Origin of the sequence: Marinobacter maroccanus, from assembly GCF_002933275.1 — a bacterium.
Taxonomy (GTDB): domain Bacteria; phylum Pseudomonadota; class Gammaproteobacteria; order Pseudomonadales; family Oleiphilaceae; genus Marinobacter; species Marinobacter maroccanus.
Window position 1 is genome coordinate 388,404 of sequence record NZ_PSSX01000001.1, and the last position, 25,604, is coordinate 414,007.

Genomic DNA, 25,604 nt, shown 5'->3' on the forward strand with positions numbered 1-25,604 from the left:
GGAGTCATCGACCTTCGGCTTATGAGCCCGACCAAGAGGCGGACTCATTAGAAAGAATTGATGAAAAGTTTGATGCGGGGTAGAGCAGTCTGGTAGCTCGTCGGGCTCATAACCCGGAGGTCGTTGGTTCGAATCCAGCCCCCGCTACCATTATTGAAGTCAAGCCCGCTTTTGCGGGCTTTTCTGGTTTTTACTCTAGAGATCATCTAGAAGCCCTCGGGCCTCAAAAACCCAGCCAGCCCGGCCTCTTCCAGCAATCCGGCAAACCCGATCGTAGTCAGATCCATCCCCGGTGCACCAATAACCTGAACATTGAAGGGCAGGCCCTCTTTCGTCCGTCCAAGGGGCACAGAAGTCGCGGGCAGACCCAGCAGGGTGGCGAAGGCGATCCAGCAGAACTGGTCCATGTAAGCCCGTGGCTGGCCGGCAACGGTGATTCGGCGTTTGAAGACCGGGTGGGTGTGGTCATGCCGGATGGCGGTGGTTGGCGTTACCGGGGTAAGCAGGACATCCACTTCCTGAAATAATGACTCAATTTCAGCCCGCATTTTCTCGCGCATTTCGCTCCAGGCCATCCACTGGTAGACCGGCTGATTTACGCCTCGTCCGTATTCACCGATAAACGGCGTCATAGGACCCAGGAATTTGAGCCAGTGTTCCAGTCGGGCGATCCATTTCATCTGCCTGCGCTGGGCGGGTTTCAGGGAGGTGCTCAGTAGAGCGCCGAGCAGGTTGAAGTAAGCGGGCAGGATGTGCTCAAGGCTCAGTAAAGGATGGCTGGCCTCGGTAACCATAGCGCCCCGTTCAGACAGTGACTTGCCCAGGGCCTGATAGCCCTCGGTCAGCTCCTGCTCTACCGGGCACAGGGGGTCTTCCAGCCATAAGCCGACCCGGGCCTGGTCGAGGCTTTTAAGTTCTGATGGTGCCATTTGCAGCGCCCAACTGCGCTCGTCGGCTGGCCGGGGGCCGGCAATGACGTTCAGCAGAAGCGCCAGATCCTTGGCATTGCGCGCCATCGGTCCGCCCTCGACCAGGTCCGGTCGGGATTGGGTGCCGGGCGGTCCGGGAATGTGACCGCGAAACGAGACCAGGGAGCGGGTGGGCTTGTGGCCGAAAACGCCACAAAAATGGGCCGGTGTGCGTATGGAGCCTGCCAGGTCGCTGCCCACTTCCAGGGGCGTCATGCCGGCGGCCAAGGCAGCCGCCGCGCCGCCCGAGGAGCCCCCGGGGGTGTGCGCCGGGTTGTGGGGGTTGTTGGTTACCCCGAACAGCTTGTTATAACTCTGCAGGTCGGTGGCATAGATGGGCACATTGGTTTTGCCCAGGATAATGGCGCCGGCGTCTTCCAGCCTCTGCACAACATCAGCGTGGCTTTCGGGAGTATGGTTTCTGAGGGCCGGCGCACCCGCGGTACAGGTCAGGCCCGCCAATTCCCAGGTGTCTTTCAGGGTGAGGGGCAATCCGTGCAGCGGCCCTTTTACTGTGTTGGCTGCACGTTGTTCATCGGCCTGACGGGCACTGGCGAGTGCCCGCTCCTCATCCAGGGCGACAACGGCATTGATGGCCGGATTGTGTTCGCGGATCCGGTTCAGCAGGGCAGTGGTCAGAGCCTCGCTGGTCAGGGTGCCGGCCTCAAGTTGTGCCAAAAGGTCATGGGCGGATTGGTAATGCAGTGGCAATTGCGATGCATCCATGGATGGTCTCTTTATTGTTGGGTTTCTGGAAATCTCGCCAGTTTGTCAGGGCAACTCGGATCGCCAGTGTTTTACCTTTACCTGCCCCTTGATCGCGTCGATGATTTCGATAATCAGATGGATCAGCGCCTCGTTCTGGGCCTCATCGGTTTTCACTTCACCGGGTGTCGGCAGGAATACGTTCACGATGTCTTCAATGAAGGCGTGGTTGGAGGCCGAGGCCAGATCTTCGAGAATCTGGTGTATAACATGGGCTACGATGTCTCCAACGGCCTCTTCCAGGGTTTCCTGAATGGTGGGACCCACCACCGGCAGATACTTCAGCCGCGACAGTTCCAGATTCTGCTTGAGAGCGTTATCAACCCGATCCTCCAGATAGCTGCGCAGCGCTCCGCGATTGGGTACATAGCCTTCCTGGGCCGCCTCGGCAACCCGCCTGGAGATCCAGTCGGAGAGCATGTCCCGCCGGGGGTAGAGAATATCCTCCTGGATCTTGTCGAACAGGGGGGAGCCCCGTTTGACTTCCTGCTGCACGCCGCTCAGTACCTTGAGCACGATACGATCAGAGAGCTCTTCCATAAAGGCTTCGTAATAGAAATTCACGAAGCGGTAAATCTTGCTATTCGTGACATCAATGATTTTATACTGGTGCAGTCGATAGATGATCGAGATCACCCGAAGTATACGGAGGAAGCGCAGGCTTCCTACGGGAATACAGCCCACCAGGTCATACCAGTGTATGAACGGGTAAAAGTACCAGCGGTCATAGATTTTGGCCTTGATGGCGTAACCCCAGCGGACAAAAAACTCGGTCAGGAAGATGCTGACAAAGATCAGATCGTAGAAGATGAAGCGTTCGTGAATGGGGTGGTAGGCGGACTGGATGGCCGGGGCATGTTCTTTCAGCAGATTCTGAACGGCGACAAAATTGTAGATCGAGTCCCAGATAATGAACGCCAGGTTGATGATCAGCAGCCCCAGCATCAGGAAATCAATGATGAACCAGACAAGCTGGTGGCTGGATTTCAGGTTTTCTCGATTTATCTTCAGCATTCGCCAAGGTCCGGTCTGTTGCTAAGTATCTGACAGGTTAGCGTATTTCGAGGCCACAAACGACTCGCCCTGCCGCCGCCCAAAGCATGCCGGAAGGCCAACCATGGATTAACTTGACCGTCTGCCATTAAACTCCCACGCTTGAACGGAAATCCTTCTTGTTACCACCAACACTGAAATAGCCGGATGCTATCAATCTACCAAGTCGTGAATTCGGGCCGAGTCCGGCTTTTCATCGCTTTGCTGTGCTGTCTGCCTGCGTGGGTTTGCGCGCAACAGGTGGTTGTGAACATGGAAGGAGACTATCCGGCGCTGAAATCAAATGCCGAAGCCTTTATAGGTGACGTTGAGGGCCGGAGTGCGGGAAACCTGAGGCGTTACGCCTCCACTGCTTTGGGACAGGCCCGAGAGGCCTTACGCGCTCTCGGCTATTACAGTCCCTTGATTGACTGGCGGATCGAGCAGGGCGATTCGGACTCTACCGCCAGGCTGATACTGTCGATTACGCCCGGTGAGCCGGTGCTGGTTAAGTCCCGTGTCGTTGAGATCAGGGGCGCGGCAGCCTCTGATGACCGGTTTACGTCAAATCTTCCCGCGCAGCCTGCCGAAGGGGATATCCTCAATCATGGCCAGTATGCCAATCTCCGGGACACCATTCAGACCCGTGCCCGCCGGCGTGGATATTTTGACGGAACCTTTGTCACCAGAACCCTGGAAGTGGATCCCGCGACCCGTAGTGCCACTATTACTCTGATCTATGAAAGTGGCGAGCGGTATCGTCTTGGAGAGGTTACCTTTGAAGACGGCCACTGGTTCGAGCTTGGACTGCTGGAGCAGTTCGTCACCTTCGAACCCGGCATTCCCTATCATGCGGATGAGGTAGCCAGGCTGAATCGGGATCTTCAGAACAGCGGCTACTTCAGTGGGGTGGATATTGACGCATCGCCGAGCAGTGCCGAAGAGGGTGTTATTCCTGTGCGCGTGGAGCTGACTCGGCGAGAGGCCCGCTCAGTGTCTGCAGGCGTGGGTTTCTCGACCGATGTCGGGCCACGGTTCCGGGGTAACTGGCGGGAACACTGGATCAATCCCATGGGCCACAAGCGTGGTGCGGAAACGGAGCTTTCGGTGCCAAGGCAAAATCTGAGTACCTGGTACGAGTTGCCTCTGGATCCACCCATGACTGATCTGATCCGGCTCACCGCCGGATATCAGCGGGAGGACATCGAGAATGTCGAATCAGAGCTGCTGACCTTTGGCCAGCAATGGCAGCATCAGCTCGATAACGGCTGGCTTCAGGTTCTTTCACTACGATGGGAAGGTGAGCGTTTCAACATCGGCAACGACGAGAAAGGCACAAGCAAACTTCTGCTGCCGGGCGCTGGCTACTCGAAGATTCACGCAGACTCCCCGCTGGACCCCTCCCGTGGCTATCGCGTGCAGTTCGATGTCACCGGTTCGCACCGGGCGGCCCTGTCCGATGTGGATATCCTGCACGTTAACGCTCTGGTAAAAGGGTTATTCACGTTTGCGGATCGGCACCGTTTCCTCGGACGCGTCCAGGCAGGCGCGGTGGCGACCAACCGGTTTGCTGACGTGCCGCCTTCCCTGCGTTTTTTCGCAGGCGGCGACCAGAGTGTGAGAGGCTATGGCTATGAAACCCTTTCGCCAGAGAACGACAACGGAGTGCCTGTAGGTGGGCGCTTCCTGATGGTTGGCAGTGGCGAATATCAGTACCAGTTTGCGGATAAATGGCGTGCCGCGGTGTTTGTGGATCATGGCAATGCCATCAATGACCTGAACGACCCCCTGGCAACTGGCGCCGGGATCGGCATTCGCTGGATCAGCCCGGTCGGTCCGTTGCGCCTGGACATTGCCAAAGGTCTGGATAGGGAATTTGGCGGGGACTGGCGGATTCACTTTTCCATGGGGCCCGAGCTTTGACGCAGACACCAGAGAGATCGGAAGACAACCACCAGGAGCCACGGACCAGACCGCGTCGGTTTCGCTTCTGGTTGATGGTATCTCTGGGTGTGTTGATCCTCGTTCCCCTGGTATTGCTGGCGGCAGCTCTGCTGGCCCTGCGTTCCGAGACCGGGACCGCCTGGGTTATTGACCAGGTGCCGGGACTGCAGGCGGAGAATGATCGCGGCTCGCTGTTTGGCCAGTGGCAGGCTGACCGCCTGCAATGGCGTGGCTACGGGGTTGAAGTAATCGTTGAATCGCCACTCGTGGACTGGTCGCCTTCCTGCCTGTTCAGAAAACAGCTTTGTGTTGAGAGCCTGAAGGCGGAAACACTCGGGGTCACCCAGTTGCCGCCGGCAGACAAATCCGGGGATGGAGGAGCAATCACACTGCCGGGCGTGGATCTGCCTCTGGGGCTGAATATCAGCGGCGTCCGGATGGGGCCTTTCACTTTCAATGGCAACAGGATCTGGGACCGGCTTGAGCTGGATGCCGGCGGGTCGGGCGCTGACTGGACCATTGACCGCGCCTGGTATCAGTTGGGCGATTACACGGTCTCTGCCAACGGCCGGATCGAAACCCGCCGAGACTGGCCCATCAATCTGGAAGTCAGGGCAGATATCCCGCCGCCGTATGGTGACAAGTGGGTTCTCGACGCCACGCTCTCCGGCAGCGTTCGGGACCTGATGGTAGACGTCACCAGCCGCGGCTACCTGAATGCTGAACTCTCGGGGGAAGTCGAGCCGCTGGATCCAACCTTGCCGGCCAGACTCCGGATAACCTCGGGACAGTTCCGGGCAGTTGAGGCACTGCCGGAGACCCTGGTGCTCAACGACTGGTCTGTGGAAGCCCGTGGCAGCTTGCAGAAAGGTTTTCGCACCCAGGCCCAGGCGAGGTTGCCCGGCACAACGGGGCCGGTGAGCCTGGCGCTGGAGGGCCTCGTGACCACGCAGGCGGCTGAGAACATCCGTATTGAACTGGCCACTGATGGGAGCAATGGCAGCGAACGGAGTACGGTGGTGGCTAACGGGCGTGTGGCATGGAGCCAGGGCCTGGATGCCAGCGCGGATGTCCGCTTGCGTGGGTTTCCCTGGTATACCCTGGTCCCGGGCCTTGAGCCGCCGATAGTCGCGCTTCGGTCGCTGGATGGCAGCGTTTCCTGGCGGGAGGGAAGCTACCACGCGGAGCTCGAAGCCGGCGTTGATGGTCCTCAGGGCCGAGCCGAGCTGTCGACCACTGTCGATGGTGACACCGAGCAAACCACGCTGACCGATCTGACCGTCAGCACCGGCGCCGGCTCGCTTGCCGGGAAGGGATCGGTGAACTTTTCCGGGCCGCTTTCCTGGCAGGCGGCACTGACTCTTCAGGATTTCAATCCCGGTTACTGGGTGCCAGTTCTTGAAGCCAGCCTGAGTGGTGATGTCACTACTGAAGGCCAGCTTGGGGACGGCCCCATACCCGCCATGAATGCCAACTGGAACCTGGAGGGCGAATGGCGTTCCAATCCTGCGTCGCTCACAGGGCGCCTTGATACGTCATCCGGTAGCTGGGAGTTGTCCGGGCTGAGTCTGGCGATTGGCGACAACCGGGTAGAGGGACGTGGCACCTGGGGCAATCTGTTGCAGGGGGATCTGGTTCTGAATCTGCCCGAACCGGAGATTGTCCTGCCCGGTCTGAGTGGCAACCTGCAAGCGACTCTGGCGGCAGAGGGAACGCCGGAGCGACCTGAGGGAGAACTGAAAGCGAGTGCTCAGAACTTCGTCTGGCAGGATCAGCTGAGTATTGAAACACTGAGTCTGGAGGCCAATCTGGAAGAAGGGCTACGCCTTGTCAGTCGCTTGCAGGCGGAAAACCTCCGGGGCTTCGGGCAAGAGCTCGAAACGCTTACTCTCGGAGCCAGCGGTACCCAGGGGCAGCACACGCTGACTGTTCAGGCCAACCATTCCGAAGCGGCTCTGGAGCTGGCTTTTGCGGGTGGGGCTGGCTCTGAGTGGAAAACCTGGCAGGGGGAGCTTTCGCAGGGGCTGATCAATCTCCCGGAGCAATCCCAGCGATGGAACCTTGAGTCGCCTGCAGCGCTCGCATACAGCGACAATGGTGAATTGACCTTTGGCACTCACTGCTGGCGCTGGCAACAGAGCACTGTCTGTGCCGATGACCAGACACTGCTCCCGGTCCCCCGCATTGCCTATCGGATTGACCGCTTCCCGACGGTGGCCCTGGCCCCGTTGCTACCGGAGACTGTTCGCTGGAATGGTCGAATAAACGGAGAGGTCGACTTTACCACCGTGGCGGACGGGCCGGATGGAAGAATTTTCCTGGACGCCGGTGATGGTGAATTCGAACTGCTGGTGGACGGAGAATGGGAAGCTCTCACCTATAACGCTCTGACTACCGAAGTCAGTCTAAAACCTCAGCAAGCAGACCTTGCGTTCCGGCTTTCCGGCCCGGAACTCGGCGAGTTTGTCCTGAATATGGGACTGGACCCGAATTCGGAGAACCGTAACGTAGAGGGGTCGTTCAGTCTGGAAGGGCTGGATATTGCTCTTGCAGGGCTGCTTTCAGGGCTTGATGAGGTCGCCGGTCGGGTAAACGGCCAGGGCCAGCTCTCCGGCCCGTTGATGAAGCCGGCCGTGACCGGAGAATTGAACCTGGTGGATGGCCGGGTTTCAGATCCCCGGTTGCCGGTGCCGATTGAGGAGATGATTGCCAGCCTGCAGTTCTCCGGCTATTCGGCGCGGATCAGTGGCAGAATCCAGAGCAATGCCCGCAGCCAGACCATTGTGGATGGCGAAATCGACTGGCAACAGGCTCCCCGGGGAAAAATTACCATTTCCGGAAGTCGTGTTCCTTTTAACTTGGAGCCTTATGCGCAGCTTGAGGTTGAACCGGATCTGAACATTGTCTTCCGGGAGGGGACACTTGAGGTAACCGGGCAAGTCGGCGTACCCAGGGGCGACATCGAGATCAAGGGACTACCCGAGCAAGCGGTGTCGGTGTCGGAAGATGAGGTTATTGTTGGCGTTGAGCGGGAAGAGCCGGTTGTCCGTTCATTGAACATGGATGTGACCGTATTGGTGGGGGAAGACCAGGTAACCTTTGCCGCGTTCGGTGTTACCGGCGATCTCAAAGGCTCTCTCAGGATCGGAAACGACATGGATACCCGGGGCACGCTTCAGTTGGTCAATGGCCAATACGAAGCCTATGGCCAGGAGCTTGAACTCAGACGTGCGAGACTGCTGTTTGTCGGAAACCTGACCCAGCCTTATCTGGATATCGAAGCAGTTCGAACAGTGGGTACCGTGGTTGCCGGTATTCGCCTGACAGGACCTGTTCAATCGCCCCAGACGGAGGTGTTCTCGAACCCCGACATGCCGCAGACGGACGCACTCTCCTACGTGATTCTGGGCAGGGCGCCCCAGAGCCGGGGTGATGAGGGGCAGATGAGCCGGGCGGCACTGTCACTCGGGCTGACCCAGGCCAGCAAGGTGACCGGGCAGATTGGTGAGGAGTTCGGGATTCGCCAGCTGACACTTGAGGCAGAAGGTTCCGGCGACCAGACTTCGGTGGTAGCCAGCGGCTACCTGACGGACGAGTTGAGCGTGCGCTATGGTGTCGGCATCTTCGAGCCGATCACGACCGTTGCCTTGCGCTACGATCTGGGCCGCTACTTTTACCTGGAGGCTGCCAGCGGGCTGGCGGCCTCCCTGGATATTTTCTACACCCGGGATTTCTGAACTCAATCAAGTTCAAAGGTTGCGGTCACCGAGGCGCGGATCTCGCGCTCGCCCACGCTGGAAACGGCATCTGACATTGATTTGGCTTCCGACATCATCATCGGCACCGGTCGATGCCCGCCATTAATATTGATGGTGACTACATCGCCGCAGGTCTGGTCGAGCCGGCTCGCCACAAATCGGCACCTGGCCTGGGCGTCGGCAATGGCTCTGGCCAGTGCTTCCTGTTCCATGCCGGCTTCATCTGAGTGGAAGAACTGATGGGGCCCAAGCTGGTAATCCAGACCCACGGCCTGGGCCTCCCGGATCAGCGGATTCAGCAGGCTCAGATCATTGATGCTGAAGCTTATGGTCTGTGAGGCTACAGCCTGCTTTTCCGGTTCCTTGCCGCGCTCAGGCGCAGGCAGCGTGCGGGTGTACAGGTTCACCGTTGCGTCGGAATAGTCGTTGAGCCGATCCCGGTAGTCGGAAATGCTCTCACGCCACTGTGCCATCAGTGCAGCCACCCGCTCGGTAGCCTTCTGGGGAAGGGCATGCTCGGCACTGGCAGTAAACTGCAGCCGGGCGCTGTCCGGCTCATAACGAACGCTGCCTTCGCCGGTGAGCGTCACTTCGCCCGCCATGGCAACTGTCGGCAGGATGAGCGCCAGGGAAAGAATAAAACGGGATTTCAGATGTGAACGTGGCTTGAGGTTCCGTCCGTTCATGGTATTTCCTCCTTTGGAAACAGTGAGATTATCAGGCATTGTCGGCGTCCGGTTCCAGGCGGGCCAGCTTGTATCGGCGGGCGGCATCCACGAACTGGCCAAAGATGCGCCGGTGCCCGCCGTGGTAGAGCAGGTATTCCGGATGCCACTGGATGCCTGTCAGCCATTGGCGCCCGGTGCTTTCAATAGCCTGTACAAAAAGATCATTGTCCACGGCCGTCACCCGCAGATTGCGGCCCAGGCGCTTGATCGCCTGACTGTGAATCCGGTTGGCGCCGATTACCGGCGAGCGCATGGCTTGTTCAAGCCGGCTGTGCGTGACCAGGCGGACGGTTTGCAGAGGGAGTAACAGGGGGCGGTGCCGGGTGTTTACCCTCAGCGGAGTCACGTTCTGGCACAGGGAGCCACCATGAAAAACATTGATTAACTGTGCACCTCGGCAAATCCCGAGCACGGGAATACCTATGGCCTCAGCCTGCTCGAGCAGCGACTGATCGGTAGCATCCCGTTTGCGATCATAGTTGGCGGTAACCTGGGGTTCCTGGCCGTATCGCTCTGGATGGACATGGGTGCCGCCGGAGAGCACCAGGCCGTCCAGCATGGCTACGGCTACCCGTGACCCGGGACGAATGTAGTGGGTACGGGCGCCGTGGAGACGCAGTCCGAGGCTGATCAGACGATGGGCCAGGCTTTTCCTGGCGGGGCCGCTGATGCCGATGGTCAGTCCGGGAACCTCAAGCTCCTGTTCGGGATGCTGTTCAGACATACCCGCTCTTGGCCAACCAGTCGTCGGTGGTTTCCTGCCAGCTGTGGGTCAGGTTATGCAGGTTGAGTTTCCGCCGCTCCCGGAAAAGCCGCCGCATGTCGGCCAGGTCGTCCGGATTGTTGGCCAGCTGCTCCAGGACAACCCAGTCGTTCCACACGGTTGAGAAATGCCAGCCGGGATTGTCGATATCGCAATCCGGCAAGCGGTAGTGCAGGGTTGGCCGGCTTTTGATCCTCGGATCCTGAACATGGCGTTCAAGACGCTCCCTGTCCAGATGGGCAAAGAGCGGGAGCAGATCAAGGGCACGGTTGCGGGTCGGATTGAATTCCAGGTAGTCCTCCATCAGCTCGCCGAGGTTTGGCTGGTAGTTATCTTCCATCAGCAGCTCTGTGTAGCGGCCGTGCCAGGGTTCGATATAGGTGGTGAATTTACGGCTGACATCCAGTTGGTGCCGGTGTTTGAGCCAGTCGTATAACGCCGCAAACGCCTGGAAGTAGCGGACCAGTGTCTCTGGGTTGAGATCGGGCAGTTCCGGGTTCAGTTGCAGGCCGAAGGCAAAATAGATGGCATCCCGGCTGCCCAGCGCACCGGCCTTCCTGAGGTCATCAACGAGCAATTCGATGGCAGCCAGGCTGGAAAATGGCAGGGGTGGGCTGATTATTTCGAGAGGCACAACACGCTCGGCCGCTGCATCGATCACATCCATCGCCTGGCCACCCAGTTCCCGGATTGATTCCGGAAGCCGCCCATCGGTCAGATCGAGATCCTTGATAGGGTCGGAATCCAGTTCCACCGTAAATTCGCCGAGTTCTGTCTGCAGTGCTGTCACGTACCGTGACTGGAGTACAGGGGTGCCTTTCAGCAGTCTGGCGGCCAAGGTAACCAGCTCATCGTAGCCCAGGCCGGACAGCTCGATCTCGACGCCAACACGGCGCTCCTTCCCTTCGTTTGTCTTCAGAATGTCAGGCATCCTGCAGGCACTGGCTTGGGTCATGCTTCTCCCTGGTTCATAAGGACTCGTGCGCTCACCATATCACACCGCCGTTAATCCTCATTGTTAAGCGAATGCAAGAAAATCATGGGCCTGACTTTACACTGGATAAAACACTGTATATAGTCAGTTTACTGTATATAAAAACAGGGCACCCGGAACGGCCTTTCCAGCAGAAAGTTCGGGCCCGGGCCCCGATTAAGCGGAGTAGCTTGATGAAGCTGACAGCAAGGCAGTCACAGGTACTGGACATCATACGCCGATACGTCGATGAGACCGGCTATCCGCCAACCCGCGCCGAAATTGCGGCGGAACTGGGTTTTCGCTCGGCCAATGCAGCAGAGGAGCATCTTCGCGCGCTGGCACGGAAAGGGGCCATCGAGATGGTGCCCGGGGCCAGCCGCGGTATCCGTCTTCCTGAGGCTGAAGAAGATCTGGGTTTGCCGGTTATCGGGCAGGTTGCGGCTGGTAGTCCGATCCTCGCCCAGGAACATATTGAGGATCACTGCACTCTCCGGCCTGAGTTCTTCTCGCCCTCGGCTGACTACCTGCTGCGGGTTCGGGGCATGAGCATGAAGGATATCGGCATTCTTGACGGCGATTTGCTGGCAGTGCACAGCACTCAGGATGTTCACAATGGCCAGGTGGTTGTTGCCCGGGTTGGCGATGAAGTCACGGTAAAACGTTTCCGTAAGGAAGGCTCGAAAGTCTACCTGATTGCCGAGAACGAAGAATTCGAACCCATTGAAGTGGACCTGACAGAGCAGGAATTGTTCATCGAAGGTCTGGGTGTCGGTGTTATCCGCCGCTCTGATCTGCACTGATCAGTCCGGATAGCCTCAGATAGATTGAAAACGGGTGAATTATGGAACAAATGAGCTTTAATCAGAATCTGGCCTACAATCCCAATGCTCTGTCCTGTTCAGTGCCGGCAACCGCCGCCCGCGAGCGACGCTCTGTCATTCGCGCCCGACGCTCTCAGGAACCCACCGAAGCCAAGGTTACCGGTAACGTCACGGAAATTATCCTGCCCGAAGGTCAGGTGGAAAACTTCCAGCTGCTGTTGCCCATGCTGACCCAACTGAACCAGGAAAAGCGTTGGCTGGCCTGGATCGACCCGCCTCAGGCATTGGTCAGCAAGTGGCAAAAAATGCACGGGATCGTGGCTGGTGAGTTGCTGGTGCTTCGTTCAACACCGGACCATCCCGCGCAGGAGCTTGCCGAGCGAGCCCTCAGTGCGGGTACGTGTCATGCGGTGGTCATGTGGACCCGTAAACTGGGCCGTGCTGCCCTGGAATCCCTGCAAAAAGCGTCTGCCGAAGGCCGCAGCCACGGGGTTGTTCTCCGGCAGCGTTAGGTCACTCAGTGGAGAGTGTAGGAGGGCTGGGCGTCTGAAGCGTCCAGTTCGTCATCTTCCCAGTCGATATCATGGGCAACATTGCCGACAGCCTCAATGCCTGCGGCGATCATTGCTTTGGCGACGGACATATCACGGTCTTCCATCATTTCCCGGGCTTCAGCCGAGAAAGAGATTTTTACCAGCGGCGCACTGTCATCATCAATGCGGCGCAGGGCGTAATCGCCGTTGGTCAGTTGCACGATTTCAAAAAACGATGGTGACATTCAGTAAACCTTCAAGTTAATTCGATCTGGAGCGCAGGCGGTTGGAGTGGCTTACCACTCGCTGTGCTGGTCTTCCAGATCGTCAGCAAAATGTTTGGCGGCATTCAGTGTTTTCAGCAACGCCGTCGCGGATCGATCCGGGCCGGAATCGGCGGACACCGCAATGATGTTTTCCGCGCTGACGGTTTTTTTGGTCGCCGGTGGTTGGCTCTGCGAGCGTTCCAATTGTTCCATGTGGTTCCACCAACTTCCGGAGCGCTGTTCCAGCTCTCTTAGCCGACCTATTTCATTCGGTTCCGTTCCGATCAGAAAGGCCAGTTCATCCAGAGTTGCAGGTTCTTCTGATTTTCTCTGGTACAGCCTGGCAATCATTACCAGCAATAGTTTCCGGGACCTGAGGAGGAGTTCAATCGCCCCCTGAATCGCTGCCTCCCGGCGCAAGGCCTGTTCCGCTTCGTTAGGAGATTGCCCTTCAGCCTCGACCGTTGGCCGATCCAGTTGCCCCAGCAGAGTGCGGGCGAGAAAGAGTTTTTGCGAAACCAGCGAGTGCCATTGCGAGGCCATGGAATACTTTTAACCCCCAGCGCGGGTGTAACCCCGGAAAATTAATTCATCACTATACCATTTTCGGTGACAAATTTCTTCAATTGTCTGTGCAGGCAGGATTCACAATAAAATACAAACAATCACTTGAAACGACCGTTTGAATTTGGCAAAAAGGCGCCCGGCTGTGCGAGTTCTGATCGTTGCGGCTGCCCAACTGCATGAACTTCTGGAGGTGTAAGGGATGCGAAGCCACATCGTTGCAGGTGTCGCCCTGGTTTTTTTCGGTTTTTCCGGACAGGCTCTGTCCAAAGTCACGACCGCCGAAGCCGAGCGGCTGGATGAGGACCTCACCCCGGTTGGAGCCGAGAGGGCGGGTAATCGTTCAGGCAGCATTCCAGCGTGGACCGGAGGTCTTACCACACCTCCGGAGGGCTGGCGCAAGGGCCAGGTTGAAATCGATCCGTTTCCGGAGGACCAGGCCCTCTTCGTCATAACCTCCGACAATCTTGACCTGTATCGGGACAAGCTCTCAGATGGCCATATTGCGATGCTGGAAAAGTATGGGCCTGACTTTTTCATGCCTGTCTACCAGACTCGCCGCACGGCGGCGTTCCCGGAGCATGTCTACGACAAGTTTCGTGAGAATGCCCTCACAGCGGAGCTGCTGGACAATGGCAATGGTGTGCGAGACACCATAATGACCAGTCCGTTCCCGATTCCCAAAGACGGCCTGGAAGTCATCTGGAACCACATCCTGCGTTACCGGGGCGAAGAGATCTCCCTGCGCAGCGCATCCGCGACACCTCAGAAGGATGGCTCCTACAACCCGGTGGTCAACGACTACGACTACTTTTTTGCTTACAGCCAGAAAGGAGCGGAGCTGGCGGAAATCGATAACAAGATTTTTTACCTGAAGACAGACACCATCGCACCGTCGTCCTTGGCTGGCACCATTACGCTGGTCCACGAGACCCTTGATCAGGTGCGGTCGCCGCGCCTGGCCTGGCGGTATGATTCCGGTTCCCGGCGGCTCCGCCGGTCGCCCAACCTCGCCTATGAGACTGATCTGCCGAATTCATCGTCCCTGCGTTCGGTAGACCAGAAAGATATGTATAACGGTGCGCCTAACCAGTACGACTGGGAGCTGAAAGGCAAGCGAGAGCTGTTCGTGCCCTACAATGCCTACAAGCTTCACGGTCCGGAGGTGGAAGCCGATGACGTGATTCGTCCGGGCCACATCAATCAGGAACTGACCCGGTATGAGCTTCATCGGGTGTGGGTAGTGGAAGCGAAACGTCGGACCGGAATCAGCCACATCTACGATCGTCGCGTGTTCTATGTGGATGAAGACAGCTGGCAGATTCTGGCCTCGGAGGAATACGATGCGGACGGAAACCTGTGGCGTGTGTCTGAGGCCCACAACATCAGCTATTACAGTGAGCCGGTGTTCTGGACTACCATGGAAATGACTTACGACCTGAAGGCGGAGCGTTACTACATTGATGGGTTGGATGATGGTTTCCCGGCGTATGATTTCAGTCCCGGGTTCCGCGGCGGTGAATTCACCGCATCAGCCGCCCGTCGGGCCGCTCGCCGCTGATTTCCAAGGAGACCGATATGGCAGACCCGCAAGTTCACCTTGATCATCTCGACCAGCTGATGGCCGATCTCGGTCGCGCGCTCGCAGACAAGGACTGGGAAGCGATGACCAGTCTTAATGAGAAGGTGAAGCCGGCAGTCGAGCCCCTGATGGCTGCCCTGGAAGCGGGAGAGGTTGAGGCGGAGCCGGTGAGGCTCCGCTTGCAGGAGCTGCAGCAGTTTATTGACGCCGCGGATGAATCCGCGCGCATCGCCCGCAAGGAAGCGGAAGATGGCCTCAAGGGGGTCAACCGGAATCGGAGCGCGGCAAAGGCCTATCAGAACGTCTCTTCGAATCGACCAAAATAGCGTCATAAAATTGACTCTGCCGCCCTTACAGTCTTAAATACCGCACAAATCCCTCAAGAGATTCGGTTGAATGTCTAAAAATAACAAGGTGCTGGTGCTGAGCGAGGATGATTCAAGATTGCGGGACATGGTCACCATTCTTGAGTTCATCGGCGAGGAGCAGGTCCTTGCCGGCGATGAAGCCAGGGCACTTTTGAACAGCGGCGACGAGGACAGGCTTTCAGATGTCGCGGTCGCGGTGGTGAACGGAGAGGATGCTGGCGCCACCGAGGCCATTGCGGTTGTGAGCAATGCCGTTCAGGGAGTCCCGTTGCTGGTTGTTGGACATCCTGAACTCAAGGGCCTGTCCGATGATGCCAGCGCCCGTATTATTGCCCGCATGGAATGGCCGCTGAATTACACCAAGTTTGTTGATTCCCTCTACCGGGCCCAGATCTACCGGGACCAGTTCAGCCGTTCCCGGGAGCGGGGCCAGCAGCGGGGACTACAGCTGTTTCGCAGCCTTGTGGGAACCAGCCGCAAGGTCCAGCAGGTACGCCAGTTGATGGAACAGGTGGCCGATAAGGATGTTAGCGTACTGATTACCGGTGAATCCGGCACCGGCAAGGAAGTGGTTGCCCGCAACCTGCACTATCATTCTTCCAGACGGGACAAGCCGTTTGTGCCGGTGAACTGTGGCGCCATCCCGGCTGAACTTCTGGAAAGCGAACTTTTCGGCCATGAAAAAGGCGCCTTTACCGGTGCCATTACAGCCCGGGTAGGGCGCTTCGAGATGGCGGAGGGCGGCACCCTGTTTCTGGATGAGATCGGCGACATGCCGCTCAACATGCAGGTGAAGATCCTCAGGGTTTTGCAGGAGCGTACCTTTGAGCGGGTGGGTAGCAATCGCACCCAGTCGGCGGATGTCCGGGTCATCGCCGCCACTCATAAGCATCTGGAGGACATGATCGAGTCCGGGGATTTCCGGGAAGATCTTTATTACCGCCTGAATGTATTTCCCATCGAGATGCCGGCCCTTCGCGATCGGGTGGAAGATATTCCGCTGCTGATCAACGAACTCATTTCCCGGATGGAGAAGGAGAAGCGGGGCTCGCTGCGGATGAATTCGGCGGCGATCTTGAGCCTTTGTCGCCATGACTGGCCCGGTAACGTACGTGAACTGGCCAATCTGGTTGAACGCCTGTCGATCATGCACCCCTACGGCGTAATCGGCGTTCAGGAGTTACCCAAGAAGTTCCGCTATATTGACGACTACGATGAAAACCGTCCGGTAGAGGACACCGGGATGCCTTCCGGTATTCCCGGTCTGGTGGGTCTGGATGCCCCGGCGTTGCTGCCGGTGAACGGTATCGACCTCAAGGATTACCTCTCCAACCTTGAAAAGCAGCTGATCCAGCAGGCACTCGACGAAGCCGGCGGTGTAGTGGCGAGAGCCGCCGAGAAGCTGCGGATCCGTCGCACCACTCTGGTGGAGAAAGTTCGCAAGTACGGGCTACGGGAAGAGGAATCTGAGGAATCCTGAGCTGGATCGTCCGGATTTTGAAGCTCGTTAAACGGCGTCAAAGGTTCGTAACCTGAGGCGCCGTTTCCATTTCCGACCGACGTAAAATTGTCATCCCTCTCTTTCCGGATTCTCTTTCCTGCTGAAATATATAGAAAAAATGAAGTTGGCACGGTGCTGGCTTAACAACCTGCAAACGAAGTATCCGAACTATTGGGTCCGAACCCAAGGGCCGATCGGGGAGTCAGGTTATGAGTCAGGCACAGTTTGTTCTTCAGTCCGGCGCGGGCGGTGCGAAAGCCAACGCTGCGGCGGATGTAAACGACAAGGTTACGGCCCTGTTTCCGGAACAGGACGACGCGGCGGTGGATTCTGCCCTGGAACTGTTCAACCGGATGTCCCGACAGATTACCGACTCGTATCGAACCCTTGAATCGCGGGTTAACCAGCTCTCTGGCGAACTGAACCAGGAATCGCTTCAGCGTCAGCAGGAGCTTGAAGAGAAAGAGCAGTTGGCGGACCGCCTGTCTACTTTGCTGAACGCACTGCCTGCCGGCGTTGTGGTTCTGGATAGCCAGGGCGTGGTGACGCAGACCAATCCCGCGGCCATTGCGCTTCTGGGAGAACCCCTGGATGGTGCCCGATGGGTGGATGTCATCCATCGCTGTTTCGCGCCCCGGCGGGACGATGGCCACGAAGTGTCTCTGAAAGATGGTCGCAGGGTCAGCATTGAGATCCGGACCATGGAAAACCAGCCCGGCCAGTTGATTCTGCTGACCGACCTCACTGAAACCCGGCATCTGCAGGCGCAGCTGGCCCACGCCCAGCGTCTGTCTGCCATGGGTAAGATGGTCGCATCCCTTGCTCACCAGATTCGCACCCCGCTGTCTGCCGCTATCCTTTATGGCGGTCACCTTGGCCAGGAAGACCTCGACGAAGAAATGCGTCAACGCTGTGCTTCGCGTTTGATGTCTCGCCTGACCCACCTGGAACAGCAGGTGCGGGATATGCTGATCTTCGCCCGGGGGGAAACCCGGCTGGCCGAGGAACTGTCTGCGGGCAAGCTGGTTTCGGCACTGGCTTCGGCCGTGGAAGGGCTGAAGCCGGCTCCCGGCGCAGAAGTCTGCCTCCAGAACGAAATCTCCGGCGACTGTCGTCTCATGTGTAACCGGGACGCCCTCGTAGGCGCCTGCACCAATCTTGTGAACAACAGTCTTGAGGCCGGCGCGACCCGTGTTGCTGTTCGGGTAACCGAAGAAACCGGCGAGCTGGTCATTCGTGTTGTGGATAACGGACCTGGCTTCGAATCCTCGGACACGGCGCGTTTAACAGAAGCATTTTACACAACCAAGTCCCATGGCACGGGGCTCGGTCTTGCGGTGGTGCAAGCCGTTATCAAGGCGCATCAGGGGCGGTTTTCCATTGAATCGCCGGACCAGGGCGGCGCCATCGCTACCTTGCGGCTACCGCAATTACGTAACAGAAACTGATCGGAGGCACCCATGGCTAAGGCCCAGATTCTGATTGTTGAGGACGACCATGACCTGCGGGAAGCGCTGGTAACCACCCTTGAACTGGCAAAATTCCGGGTGCGGGAAGCGTCGAATGCCAGCGAAGCGCTTGAGCGACTGGCAGAGTCCCCGGTGGATATGGTGGTCAGTGATGTCAACATGCCGGGCCTGTCAGGACATCAGTTGCTGGCTGAGGTTCAGCGGCTGTATCCGGGGCTGCCAATGATGCTGATCACGGCCTATGGCCAGATCAGTGATGCGGTGTCTGCCATGCAGGCCGGAGCCATCGATTACCTTGTCAAGCCGTTCGAGCCACGGTTCCTGGTGGATGCTGTCAGCAAGATTGTTGGCGGCGGACGTGAAAAAGCCAGCGATGAGCCAGTGGCCGAGGATCCGATCAGCAAGCGCATGTTCCAGCTGGCGACCAAAGTGGCCGGCAGCGACTCGACGGTCATGATCTCCGGTGAAAGCGGAACCGGTAAGGAAGTGCTTGCCCGGTATATTCATCAGCAATCTCCACGGGCGGATCAGCCGTTTGTGGCTATAAACTGTGCAGCGATTCCCGAAAACATGCTGGAAGCCATTCTGTTTGGGCATGAGAAGGGCGCCTTTACCGGTGCCGTCGCCTCCTCGCCCGGCAAATTCGAGCAGGCCAATGGTGGCACCATTCTTCTGGACGAGATTTCTGAGATGGATCTGGGGCTCCAGTCCAAGCTGCTGCGGGTCTTGCAGGAGCGGGAAGTGGAGCGGGTTGGCGGTCGCAAGACCATCAGTCTGGATGTCCGGGTGGTGGCGACCACTAACCGGGATCTGGCGGATTACGTTCGCGAAGGCAAATTCCGGGAAGACCTTTACTATCGCCTGACGGTGTTTCCGATGCACTGGCAGCCGCTCCGGGAGCGCCCGCTGGATATCATGCCGCTGGCCACGTCGCTGCTTAAAAAGCATTGCCGGAAAATGAAGCTTACCGGGATTACCTTTGGCCAGGACGCAAAAAGCGCGTTGATGAATCATCCGTGGCCGGGCAATGTCCGGGAGCTGGATAACGCCATCCAGAGAGCGCTGGTACTGCACCAGGGCAATGTCATTCACTCGGGCGATCTGTGTCTGGAGCTGGGCATCACCGGCCGACCGGACCTTCGCAGCGTGGAGCCGGCTTCGCCATCCGCAATCGGTGGCAACACAGCGGAGGCAGCTGGCATTTCAGACTCCGGTATTTCCGCCTACGATCAGCCGCTTCATGGGCAGGTCGATGAGCCTGACAGCGCGGCTTCGCTGGGAGATGATCTGAGGCAGCAGGAATTCCGTATTATTATCCAGACACTTCGGAAAGAGCGTGGACGTCGCAATCGGGCCGCAGAGCAGCTGGGCATCAGCCCCAGGACACTCCGCTACAAACTGGCCCAGATGCGCGACGCCGGAATCGATCTGGACGCCGAAATGGCCTTGGTCTGACCCCCTGCAAGACGAACTCCTTCATTGGCACCCCTCGGGGTGCCGTTTTTTTATATCTCGTCAAAAGTCCGTCAGTGATTTCTTCTGGATCAGGAAGAAATTTCCTAACTGTATGATATTTAATATTAAAAACTACTTGGCCTGCCAATTGCTTAATCCGGACTAACAGCACCCCAAGAGCAATGCCGTCCCGGGGAGGGCGGAGCCAGGAGAGAGTTATGGTTCAACGTGCCGACATTAACAGTGTTTTGTCCGATATCCGGTCCCTGCGTTCCCAGATGATGCAGAACCAGCGGGTCGAACAGGATCAATCGGTTCGTGGCCGTATAGACGGTCCCCGTCAGGTTCAGGAAACTCAGGAGACGCCCAGCTTTAATGACATGCTGAGCAATGCTGTGAACAACGTGAACGACCTCCAGAAAACCGCGGGTGATCTGAGAACCGCATACGATATGGGCGATCCGAACGTGGACATCACTCGCGTGATGATTGCCGCCCAGAAATCCTCTGTCTCCTTCGAAGCACTGACCCAGGTACGTAACCGGGTGGTTCGGGCCTACGAAGACATTATGAACATGCCGATCTGATAACGGAGCAGAGTCATGGCCAGCGTACCTGCAGAAACCAACGCTTCCAACATGCCGACAGCCCGGGAGGGCGACGCGCCAGAGAGCCGCAGCGACCTGTTCATGGGGTTCAACCGGCTCAACCTGTTGCGCCAGATCGGCCTGATGGTGGGGCTTGCCGCAAGCGTAGCGCTGGGCCTGGCAGTTGTACTCTGGGCCCAGGAGCCGAACTATCAGCCTGTGGTGGGTGATCTCTCCTCCTACAACCCCCAAGATGTGACCACCATCCTGGAAAGCAACGGCATCGACTACAAGATGGATCCGCGCACCGGCGCCTTACTGGTTCCTTCGGATCAGGTCTACAACGCACGGCTGAAGCTGGCGGCAGAGGGCGTCACGGATCGCCAAACCATGGGCTACGAGTTGCTGGACCAGGAACGCGGTCTTGGCACGTCCCAGTTCATGGAAACCATCTCTTACCGCCGCGGGCTCGAGGGTGAGCTTGCCCGCACCGTCGCCAGCATGCGCGGTGTCCGGAATGCCCGGGTGCACCTGGCAATACCGGAGCGCTCCGTTTTTGTCCGCGATGCCCGCGATCCGTCTGCCTCGGTATTTCTTGAAGTCTTTGCTGGCCGCCGGCCGGAACAGGAACAGATCAATGCCATTGTAAATCTGGTTGCCGGCAGCGTTCCCATGATGAGCAAGGAACATGTAACCGTTGTTGACCAGAACGGCAATTTGCTGACCGGCAAGGAAAGTCAGACCAATGCCGACCAGATGGCGGACCAGTATGAGTACACGTCGAGAGTCGAGGAGCGCCTGACCCGTCGGGTGGCTTCCCTGATCGGACCGATTGTGGGTGATGGCCGTTATCGGGCTGAAGTTTCGGCGGATCTGGACTTCTCCTCGGTCGAACAGGCAGAGGAATTGTTTAACCCCGAGCAGCAGGCGGTGCGCAGCGAGCGCGAGCTCACTGAGCAGCGTTCGGCCGGTGCCCAGGGCGGTATTCCCGGAGCATTGGCGAACCAGCCCCCGGCCGATGCGACGGTGCCCGAGCAGGCTGCCGGTGGCGATGGCGAAGGAGCCGCTCCCGCGCCGGTAAATGTGCGTCGGGAATCCACGCGGAACTACGAAATGGATCGCACGGTCAGCTATCGGCGTCAGGAGCTGGGCAGAGTCAAACGGGTAACGGTAGCTCTGGCCGTGGATGATATGAAAGTGGTGAATCCCCAAACCGGCGAGGTCAGCTATGAGCCCTGGCCGGAGCAGGAGCTGCAACGCCTCAGCATGCTGGTGCGCGACGCGGTGGGTTATTCTGCCGCCCGGGGTGACAGTGTTACGGTAATGAACACCGCGTTTGCGCCGGAAGAAACCGTTGAATATGAGGCTCCTTCCTTCTGGGAACAGCCCTGGTTCTGGGACCTGATGAAGCAGGTGCTGGCAGGCCTGGTCATTCTGGTGCTGGTACTCGGGCTGTTGCGTCCCACACTGAAGAGCCTGTCCGGCGGTGGCCAGAGCGAGCGCGGTCTGGATTCCGGTAGCGGCGGCGGTTACGGTGGCCTTGACGATATCGAGGGCGGCGATGAATTGCGCAAGGCCATGTCCTCCCAGGATGATCTGCTTTTGCCGGGTGCCACAGACGGTTATGATAGGCAGCTGAACGCATTGAAAGGTCTGATTGCCGAAGACCCGGCGCGGGTCGCACAGGTAATGCGCCAGTGGGTGAATGTCGATGACTGAACAAGCCAATCAACAGGGTGGCAATGAGCCGAAGAAGCCACAGCGGAAAATTCCGCGCGTGGAGCAGGCTGCTATTCTGCTGATGTCACTGGGCGAGGCGGATGCGGCTGAAATTCTCAAGCACATGGGGCCCAAAGAGGTCCAGCGTGTGGGTGTGGCCATGGCCCAGATGAAGGATGTCAGCAAGGATGAAGTCACTTATGTGATGAACCAGTTTGTTGATGCCGTGGGTGGCCAGACCGGTCTGGGCGTGGGCAATGACGACTATATCCGGACGATGCTGACTCAGGCCCTGGGCGACGATAAGGCATCCAGCCTGATCGACCGTATCCTGATCGGCGGCAACACCACCGGCCTGGATACCCTCAAGTGGATGGAACCCCGGGCTGTGGGTGACATCATTCGTTACGAACACCCGCAGATTCAGGCCATTGTTATCTCCTATCTTGATCCGGATCAGGCGGCTGAAATTCTCGGCACTCTGGATGAAAAAGTGCGCCTTGACGTCATGATGCGGGTGGCATCGCTGGAGAGTATCCAGCCCCAGGCGCTGCAGGAACTGAACGATATTCTTGAAAAGCAGTTCTCCGGCGGCGCCGCCTCCCAGACCAGCCGGATTGGTGGTGTCAAACGGGCAGCGGATATCATGAACTTCATGGATCGCAGCATTGAAGGCAATCTGATGGATTCGATCAAGGACATGGATCCGGACCTTGCCAGCACCATTGAGGATCTGATGTTCGTGTTCGATAACCTCAAGGAAGTGGACGATCGCGGTATTCAGGCACTGTTGCGGGAAGTGTCCTCGGAAGTACTGGTGGTGGCACTCAAAGGCGCCGACGAAGAGGTTCAGAACAAGATCTTCAAGAACATGTCCAAGCGTGCAGCAGAGTTGCTGCAGGATGATCTTGAGGCCAAGGGGCCAGTCAAGGTCAGCGAAGTTGAATCGGCCCAGAAAGATATTATTACTATCGCCCGCCGGATGGCCGAGGCCGGTGAAATCTCCCTCGGCGGTGCCGGCGAAGAAATGATGTAATGAAAGATTCCACCCGAGACGTCAACCGGATTCCCAAGGAGCAGCTGACCGCCTACGAGCGCTGGGAGTTGCCCCTGCTGGATGCCCGTGGCAACGAAGTGCCCCGGGAGGAGGAGCGGGAGGTCAAGCCCCTGACGGCAGCCGACATTGACGAGATCCGTCAGGCAGCCCGTGAAGACGGTTACAAAGAGGGGCGTGATCAGGGTTACGAGGACGGTCTGAAAGCCGGCAAGGAAGAAGGGCACCGGGAAGGCCTGGAAACAGGCCTTGCAGAGGGCAGGGAGCAGGGCAAAACCCAGGGCTACGACGACACCCGCAAGGAAATTGACACCAAACTCGACCGTCTCGAACACTTGCTGGGTGAACTGCTGCTACCAATCAGGCGGCACGAGGACGAGCTTGAAACCTCGCTGGTCAACCTGACCACGGTTCTGGCGCGGGCGGTGGTCTACCGCGAGCTGACCATCGACTCCTCCCAGATCCGCCATGTGGTTCGCCGAGCGATGGAAGCTCTGCCCTCCACCGCGGAGAACATCCGCATCCACATCAATCCCGAAGATTGCGAGATGGTCCGCGAGGTGACTGCCCGGCTGGAAGCGTCCGCTTCCGTCATTGAAGATGCCAGTATTCTGCCCGGTGGCTGCAAGGTGGAAACCCGCCACAGCCTGGTGGATTTCACCGTCGAAAAACGCTTCCAGCGGGCCGTTCAGAGCATGCTGGACCAGCAGATGAACGACAGTGAGGGCGGAGAGACCGAGGAGCTTGATTCCATGATGGAAGACCTGACCGGTTTCCATCGAGAGGTACTGGATTCTCACGAGTCCGGGGGCTCCGCAGACGACCCGAAGCCGGCGCAGGATGAAGGTGACGGTGATGACCTCGAATCTCGCTGATCGCCTCAACCGCTTCCAGGGCTTTCTGGGCAACGAACCTGAACCTGAGCTCTCGGGCCGACTGACCCGTATGGTCGGCCTGACACTGGAATGTGTCGGTTGCCCCATGGTCGTCGGTGACCGCTGCGTGATCTTTGGCCAGAACACCGGCAACGTTGAAGCGGAGGTGGTGGGTTTCGAGGACGACAGGGTGTATCTGATGCCCCTGACAGCGATTGAAGGGCTCAAGCCCGGTGCCAGGGTAGTGCCTCTGTCCGCCGCCAGTCGTGTTCCGGTGGGGCCGCAGTTGCTTGGTCGGGTAGTGGATGGCAGTGGCGAGCCCCTGGATGGAAAAGGGCCCCTGCAGGCCGAAGCCCGCGTTGCGCTCACCGGCGATATCATCAACCCGCTGAATCGTGCGCCGGTGCGACAGTCCATGGACGTGGGTATCCGGGCGATTAACGCGTTGATGACCGTCGGCCAGGGCCAGCGTCTCGGTCTGTTTGCCGGCAGTGGCGTGGGCAAGAGTATGCTGCTGGGCATGATGACCCGCTTCACCGATGCCGACATCACCGTGGTGGGCCTGATTGGTGAACGGGGTCGCGAGGTTAAGGAATTTATCGAAGACATTCTGGGCGAGGAGGGGCTTTCCCGCTCGGTAGTGGTGGCCGCGCCCGCTGATGACTCGCCTCTGATGCGGCTGCGTGCCGCCATGCTGACCACCCGAATTGCCGAGTATTACCGGGATCAGGGCAAGCGGGTGCTGCTGCTCATGGATTCCCTGACCCGCTATGCCCAGGCCCAGCGGGAGATCGCTCTTGCCGTGGGTGAGCCGCCGGCCACCAAAGGTTATCCGCCTTCGGTGTTTGCCAAGCTGCCCCAGTTGGTGGAGCGAACCGGCAACGGCCGCCCCGGTGGTGGCTCGATTACCGCCTTCTACACCGTGCTTACCGAGGGTGACGACCAGCAGGACCCGATCGCCGATGCTGCCAGGGCGATTCTGGACGGCCACATCGTACTGTCCCGTCGGCTCGCCGAAGAGGGGCATTATCCGGCTATTGATGTGGAAGCCTCGATAAGCCGGGTCATGCCTCAGGTCACCGAAACCGAACATTTCGCCCGTGCCCAGCGGTTCAAACAGGTGTATTCCCGCTATCAGCAGGCCCGGGACCTGATTTCCGTGGGTGCCTACGTCAAGGGCTCCGATCCCGAGACCGATTTTGCCATCACCCACATCGGCAATATGCGCCAGTTTTTACAGCAGGGGCTCAATGAGAGCGCTCCGCTGAAAGACAGTGTCGAGCAATTGCTGGCAGTGGTGCCGGAACGTCGGTCCCCCGAGCGGCGCAAGTCGGCGGTTCCGAATCCGGCAGCCGGCCCCGGCGGCGGTGACGCCTGATGCTGCGATCCCGGCGGCTGGAAGTGGTTCTTTCCCTTGAAGAACGCAAGGAACAGGAAGCTCTGGAACGAATGGGCGAAGCCCGAAAGCTGGCTGAACAGCAGCGCGAACAGGTGCAGAACCTGAACCGTTACCAGCAGGAGTACCGCGATCAGATCCGTAACAGTCAGCAGGGCGTGGTGCAGGTTTCCCGCCTCCAGGCCTGGCAAGCCTTTATCGCGCAACTGGATCAGGTGATCCGGCAGCAGCAGAAACAGCTGGACCAGGCAGAGAAGGTCTTTGAGGCGCGTAAACAGGAATGGCAGCAGGCCTGGGAGCGGCGGCGCGGCATGGAAAAGTACATCGAAACCTGCCGGCAACAGGAACAGAAAGAGCAGGATCTTCGCGAACAAAAGCTCTCGGACGAGGCCGCCGGGCGGGCCTTTAACCGCCGTCGACGCTGAATCTTGCTACGCATCAAGCAAATACGGGTGCAAAATCAGGCCACTCAGCTATCCT

22 protein-coding genes and 1 tRNA gene are annotated in these 25,604 nt (G+C 58.5%); 16 read left to right on the forward strand and 7 right to left on the reverse strand.

The genetic code is table 11. The features are described from left to right. Positions 1-73: 73 nt before the first annotated feature. A tRNA-Met gene (locus KEHDKFFH_RS01785) sits at positions 74-150 on the forward strand. 56 nt (positions 151-206) lie between these two features. Here KEHDKFFH_RS01785 and KEHDKFFH_RS01790 read toward each other — a convergent pair. Both KEHDKFFH_RS01790 and KEHDKFFH_RS01795 read right to left on the reverse strand, forming a co-directional pair. After that, complete coding sequence (locus KEHDKFFH_RS01790) at positions 207-1,694, reverse strand: amidase family protein (protein ID WP_104320325.1); 1,488 nt, start codon at positions 1,692-1,694, stop codon at positions 207-209. 45 nt (positions 1,695-1,739) lie between these two features. Beyond that, complete coding sequence (locus KEHDKFFH_RS01795; RefSeq protein ID WP_104320326.1) at positions 1,740-2,747, reverse strand: hypothetical protein; 1,008 nt, start codon at positions 2,745-2,747, stop codon at positions 1,740-1,742. 291 nt (positions 2,748-3,038) lie between these two features. Here KEHDKFFH_RS01795 and KEHDKFFH_RS01800 point away from each other — a divergent pair, with 291 nt between their 5' ends. Together KEHDKFFH_RS01800 and KEHDKFFH_RS01805 are read left to right on the forward strand one after the other, a co-directional pair. Beyond that, positions 3,039-4,688: an autotransporter assembly complex protein TamA gene (locus KEHDKFFH_RS01800; protein ID WP_104320327.1), complete on the forward strand. Its 1,650-nt coding sequence runs from the start codon at positions 3,039-3,041 to the stop codon at positions 4,686-4,688. Next, positions 4,685-8,446, forward strand: coding sequence for a translocation/assembly module TamB domain-containing protein (locus tag KEHDKFFH_RS01805; protein ID WP_241956405.1), 3,762 nt, complete (start codon positions 4,685-4,687; stop codon positions 8,444-8,446). Before KEHDKFFH_RS01800 ends, KEHDKFFH_RS01805 begins: the two co-directional genes overlap by 4 nt. A 2-nt stretch (positions 8,447-8,448) precedes the next feature. Here the strand turns inward: KEHDKFFH_RS01805 and KEHDKFFH_RS01810 are convergent, their stop codons facing one another. Genes KEHDKFFH_RS01810 through KEHDKFFH_RS01820 form a run of 3 tightly spaced genes read right to left on the reverse strand, consistent with a single transcriptional unit; the run spans position 8,449 to position 10,913 of the window. Further along, complete coding sequence (locus KEHDKFFH_RS01810; RefSeq protein WP_104320328.1) at positions 8,449-9,153, reverse strand: SIMPL domain-containing protein; 705 nt, start codon at positions 9,151-9,153, stop codon at positions 8,449-8,451. Between the two features lie 31 nt (positions 9,154-9,184). After that, on the reverse strand, positions 9,185-9,919 hold the full coding sequence (locus tag KEHDKFFH_RS01815) for a gamma-glutamyl-gamma-aminobutyrate hydrolase family protein (RefSeq protein WP_104320329.1): 735 nt from the start codon (positions 9,917-9,919) through the stop codon (positions 9,185-9,187). Next, on the reverse strand, positions 9,912-10,913 hold the full coding sequence (locus KEHDKFFH_RS01820; RefSeq protein WP_104320330.1) for an amidoligase family protein: 1,002 nt from the start codon (positions 10,911-10,913) through the stop codon (positions 9,912-9,914). Before KEHDKFFH_RS01820 ends, KEHDKFFH_RS01815 begins: the two co-directional genes overlap by 8 nt. A gap of 209 nt (positions 10,914-11,122) precedes the next feature. Between KEHDKFFH_RS01820 and lexA the strand changes: the two genes are divergently transcribed. Further along, positions 11,123-11,734, forward strand: coding sequence for a transcriptional repressor LexA (gene lexA / locus KEHDKFFH_RS01825; RefSeq protein WP_192875727.1), 612 nt, complete (start codon positions 11,123-11,125; stop codon positions 11,732-11,734). 41 nt (positions 11,735-11,775) lie between these two features. Beyond that, positions 11,776-12,267 carry a cell division inhibitor SulA gene (locus KEHDKFFH_RS01830; RefSeq protein ID WP_104320331.1) on the forward strand — a complete coding sequence of 164 codons (492 nt, stop codon included), beginning with the start codon at positions 11,776-11,778 and terminating at the stop codon, positions 12,265-12,267. 5 nt (positions 12,268-12,272) lie between these two features. On the opposite strand, the gene KEHDKFFH_RS01835 is transcribed toward KEHDKFFH_RS01830, so the two are convergent. Next, positions 12,273-12,533, reverse strand: a complete 261-nt coding sequence (locus KEHDKFFH_RS01835; protein ID WP_104320332.1) for a hypothetical protein — start codon at positions 12,531-12,533, stop codon at positions 12,273-12,275. A 51-nt stretch (positions 12,534-12,584) separates the two neighbouring features. Continuing rightward, a complete protein-coding gene (locus tag KEHDKFFH_RS01840) occupies positions 12,585-13,097 on the reverse strand; it encodes a DUF6586 family protein (protein ID WP_104320333.1) in 513 nt (170 codons plus the stop codon). 223 nt (positions 13,098-13,320) lie between these two features. Between KEHDKFFH_RS01840 and KEHDKFFH_RS01845 the strand changes: the two genes are divergently transcribed. The 11 genes from KEHDKFFH_RS01845 (at position 13,321) to fliJ (ending at position 25,549) form a co-directional block, all read left to right on the forward strand. Next, positions 13,321-14,679 (forward strand): DUF1329 domain-containing protein, encoded by a 1,359-nt coding sequence (locus KEHDKFFH_RS01845; RefSeq protein WP_104320334.1) that lies wholly within the window; start codon positions 13,321-13,323, stop codon positions 14,677-14,679. 17 nt (positions 14,680-14,696) lie between these two features. Next, on the forward strand, positions 14,697-15,026 hold the full coding sequence (locus tag KEHDKFFH_RS01850) for an SOS cell division inhibitor (protein WP_104320335.1): 330 nt from the start codon (positions 14,697-14,699) through the stop codon (positions 15,024-15,026). A 70-nt stretch (positions 15,027-15,096) separates the two neighbouring features. Then, complete coding sequence (locus KEHDKFFH_RS01855) at positions 15,097-16,548, forward strand: sigma-54 dependent transcriptional regulator (protein ID WP_104320336.1); 1,452 nt, start codon at positions 15,097-15,099, stop codon at positions 16,546-16,548. A gap of 230 nt (positions 16,549-16,778) precedes the next feature. Further along, positions 16,779-18,017 (forward strand): sensor histidine kinase, encoded by a 1,239-nt coding sequence (locus KEHDKFFH_RS01860; RefSeq protein WP_104320337.1) that lies wholly within the window; start codon positions 16,779-16,781, stop codon positions 18,015-18,017. Positions 18,018-18,029: 12 nt separating this feature from the next. Then, positions 18,030-19,493, forward strand: coding sequence for a sigma-54-dependent transcriptional regulator (locus KEHDKFFH_RS01865; RefSeq protein WP_104320338.1), 1,464 nt, complete (start codon positions 18,030-18,032; stop codon positions 19,491-19,493). Between the two features lie 218 nt (positions 19,494-19,711). After that, positions 19,712-20,080, forward strand: a complete 369-nt coding sequence (gene fliE / locus KEHDKFFH_RS01870; protein WP_008173058.1) for a flagellar hook-basal body complex protein FliE — start codon at positions 19,712-19,714, stop codon at positions 20,078-20,080. Between the two features lie 15 nt (positions 20,081-20,095). Then, positions 20,096-21,799 carry a flagellar basal-body MS-ring/collar protein FliF gene (gene fliF / locus KEHDKFFH_RS01875; RefSeq protein ID WP_104320339.1) on the forward strand — a complete coding sequence of 568 codons (1,704 nt, stop codon included), beginning with the start codon at positions 20,096-20,098 and terminating at the stop codon, positions 21,797-21,799. Further along, positions 21,792-22,835: a flagellar motor switch protein FliG gene (gene fliG / locus KEHDKFFH_RS01880; RefSeq protein WP_104320340.1), complete on the forward strand. Its 1,044-nt coding sequence runs from the start codon at positions 21,792-21,794 to the stop codon at positions 22,833-22,835. Before fliF ends, fliG begins: the two co-directional genes overlap by 8 nt. Continuing rightward, on the forward strand, positions 22,835-23,728 hold the full coding sequence (locus KEHDKFFH_RS01885) for a flagellar assembly protein FliH (RefSeq protein ID WP_104320341.1): 894 nt from the start codon (positions 22,835-22,837) through the stop codon (positions 23,726-23,728). Before fliG ends, KEHDKFFH_RS01885 begins: the two co-directional genes overlap by 1 nt. Continuing rightward, on the forward strand, positions 23,709-25,106 hold the full coding sequence (gene fliI, locus KEHDKFFH_RS01890; RefSeq protein WP_104320342.1) for a flagellar protein export ATPase FliI: 1,398 nt from the start codon (positions 23,709-23,711) through the stop codon (positions 25,104-25,106). Before KEHDKFFH_RS01885 ends, fliI begins: the two co-directional genes overlap by 20 nt. Further along, positions 25,106-25,549 carry a flagellar export protein FliJ gene (gene fliJ / locus KEHDKFFH_RS01895; RefSeq protein WP_104320343.1) on the forward strand — a complete coding sequence of 148 codons (444 nt, stop codon included), beginning with the start codon at positions 25,106-25,108 and terminating at the stop codon, positions 25,547-25,549. Before fliI ends, fliJ begins: the two co-directional genes overlap by 1 nt. Positions 25,550-25,604 lie beyond the last annotated feature (55 nt).

Excerpts from the sequence above, each read along its gene's own strand:
- KEHDKFFH_RS01790 (WP_104320325.1), bottom strand. The coding sequence starts at position 1,694 with ATGGATGCATCGCAATTGCCACTGCATTACCAATCCGCCCATGACCTT.
- KEHDKFFH_RS01795 (WP_104320326.1), bottom strand. The coding sequence starts at position 2,747 with ATGCTGAAGATAAATCGAGAAAACCTGAAATCCAGCCACCAGCTTGTC.
- KEHDKFFH_RS01800 (WP_104320327.1), top strand. The coding sequence starts at position 3,039 with ATGGAAGGAGACTATCCGGCGCTGAAATCAAATGCCGAAGCCTTTATA.
- KEHDKFFH_RS01810 (WP_104320328.1), bottom strand. The coding sequence starts at position 9,153 with ATGAACGGACGGAACCTCAAGCCACGTTCACATCTGAAATCCCGTTTT.
- KEHDKFFH_RS01815 (WP_104320329.1), bottom strand. The coding sequence starts at position 9,919 with ATGTCTGAACAGCATCCCGAACAGGAGCTTGAGGTTCCCGGACTGACC.
- KEHDKFFH_RS01820 (WP_104320330.1), bottom strand. The coding sequence starts at position 10,913 with ATGACCCAAGCCAGTGCCTGCAGGATGCCTGACATTCTGAAGACAAAC.
- KEHDKFFH_RS01830 (WP_104320331.1), top strand. The coding sequence starts at position 11,776 with ATGGAACAAATGAGCTTTAATCAGAATCTGGCCTACAATCCCAATGCT.
- KEHDKFFH_RS01835 (WP_104320332.1), bottom strand. The coding sequence starts at position 12,533 with ATGTCACCATCGTTTTTTGAAATCGTGCAACTGACCAACGGCGATTAC.
- KEHDKFFH_RS01840 (WP_104320333.1), bottom strand. The coding sequence starts at position 13,097 with ATGGCCTCGCAATGGCACTCGCTGGTTTCGCAAAAACTCTTTCTCGCC.
- KEHDKFFH_RS01845 (WP_104320334.1), top strand. The coding sequence starts at position 13,321 with ATGCGAAGCCACATCGTTGCAGGTGTCGCCCTGGTTTTTTTCGGTTTT.
- KEHDKFFH_RS01850 (WP_104320335.1), top strand. The coding sequence starts at position 14,697 with ATGGCAGACCCGCAAGTTCACCTTGATCATCTCGACCAGCTGATGGCC.
- KEHDKFFH_RS01855 (WP_104320336.1), top strand. The coding sequence starts at position 15,097 with ATGTCTAAAAATAACAAGGTGCTGGTGCTGAGCGAGGATGATTCAAGA.
- KEHDKFFH_RS01860 (WP_104320337.1), top strand. The coding sequence starts at position 16,779 with ATGAGTCAGGCACAGTTTGTTCTTCAGTCCGGCGCGGGCGGTGCGAAA.
- KEHDKFFH_RS01865 (WP_104320338.1), top strand. The coding sequence starts at position 18,030 with ATGGCTAAGGCCCAGATTCTGATTGTTGAGGACGACCATGACCTGCGG.
- fliE (WP_008173058.1), top strand. The coding sequence starts at position 19,712 with ATGGTTCAACGTGCCGACATTAACAGTGTTTTGTCCGATATCCGGTCC.
- fliF (WP_104320339.1), top strand. The coding sequence starts at position 20,096 with ATGGCCAGCGTACCTGCAGAAACCAACGCTTCCAACATGCCGACAGCC.
- fliG (WP_104320340.1), top strand. The coding sequence starts at position 21,792 with ATGACTGAACAAGCCAATCAACAGGGTGGCAATGAGCCGAAGAAGCCA.
- KEHDKFFH_RS01885 (WP_104320341.1), top strand. The coding sequence starts at position 22,835 with ATGAAAGATTCCACCCGAGACGTCAACCGGATTCCCAAGGAGCAGCTG.
- fliI (WP_104320342.1), top strand. The coding sequence starts at position 23,709 with ATGACCTCGAATCTCGCTGATCGCCTCAACCGCTTCCAGGGCTTTCTG.
- fliJ (WP_104320343.1), top strand. The coding sequence starts at position 25,106 with ATGCTGCGATCCCGGCGGCTGGAAGTGGTTCTTTCCCTTGAAGAACGC.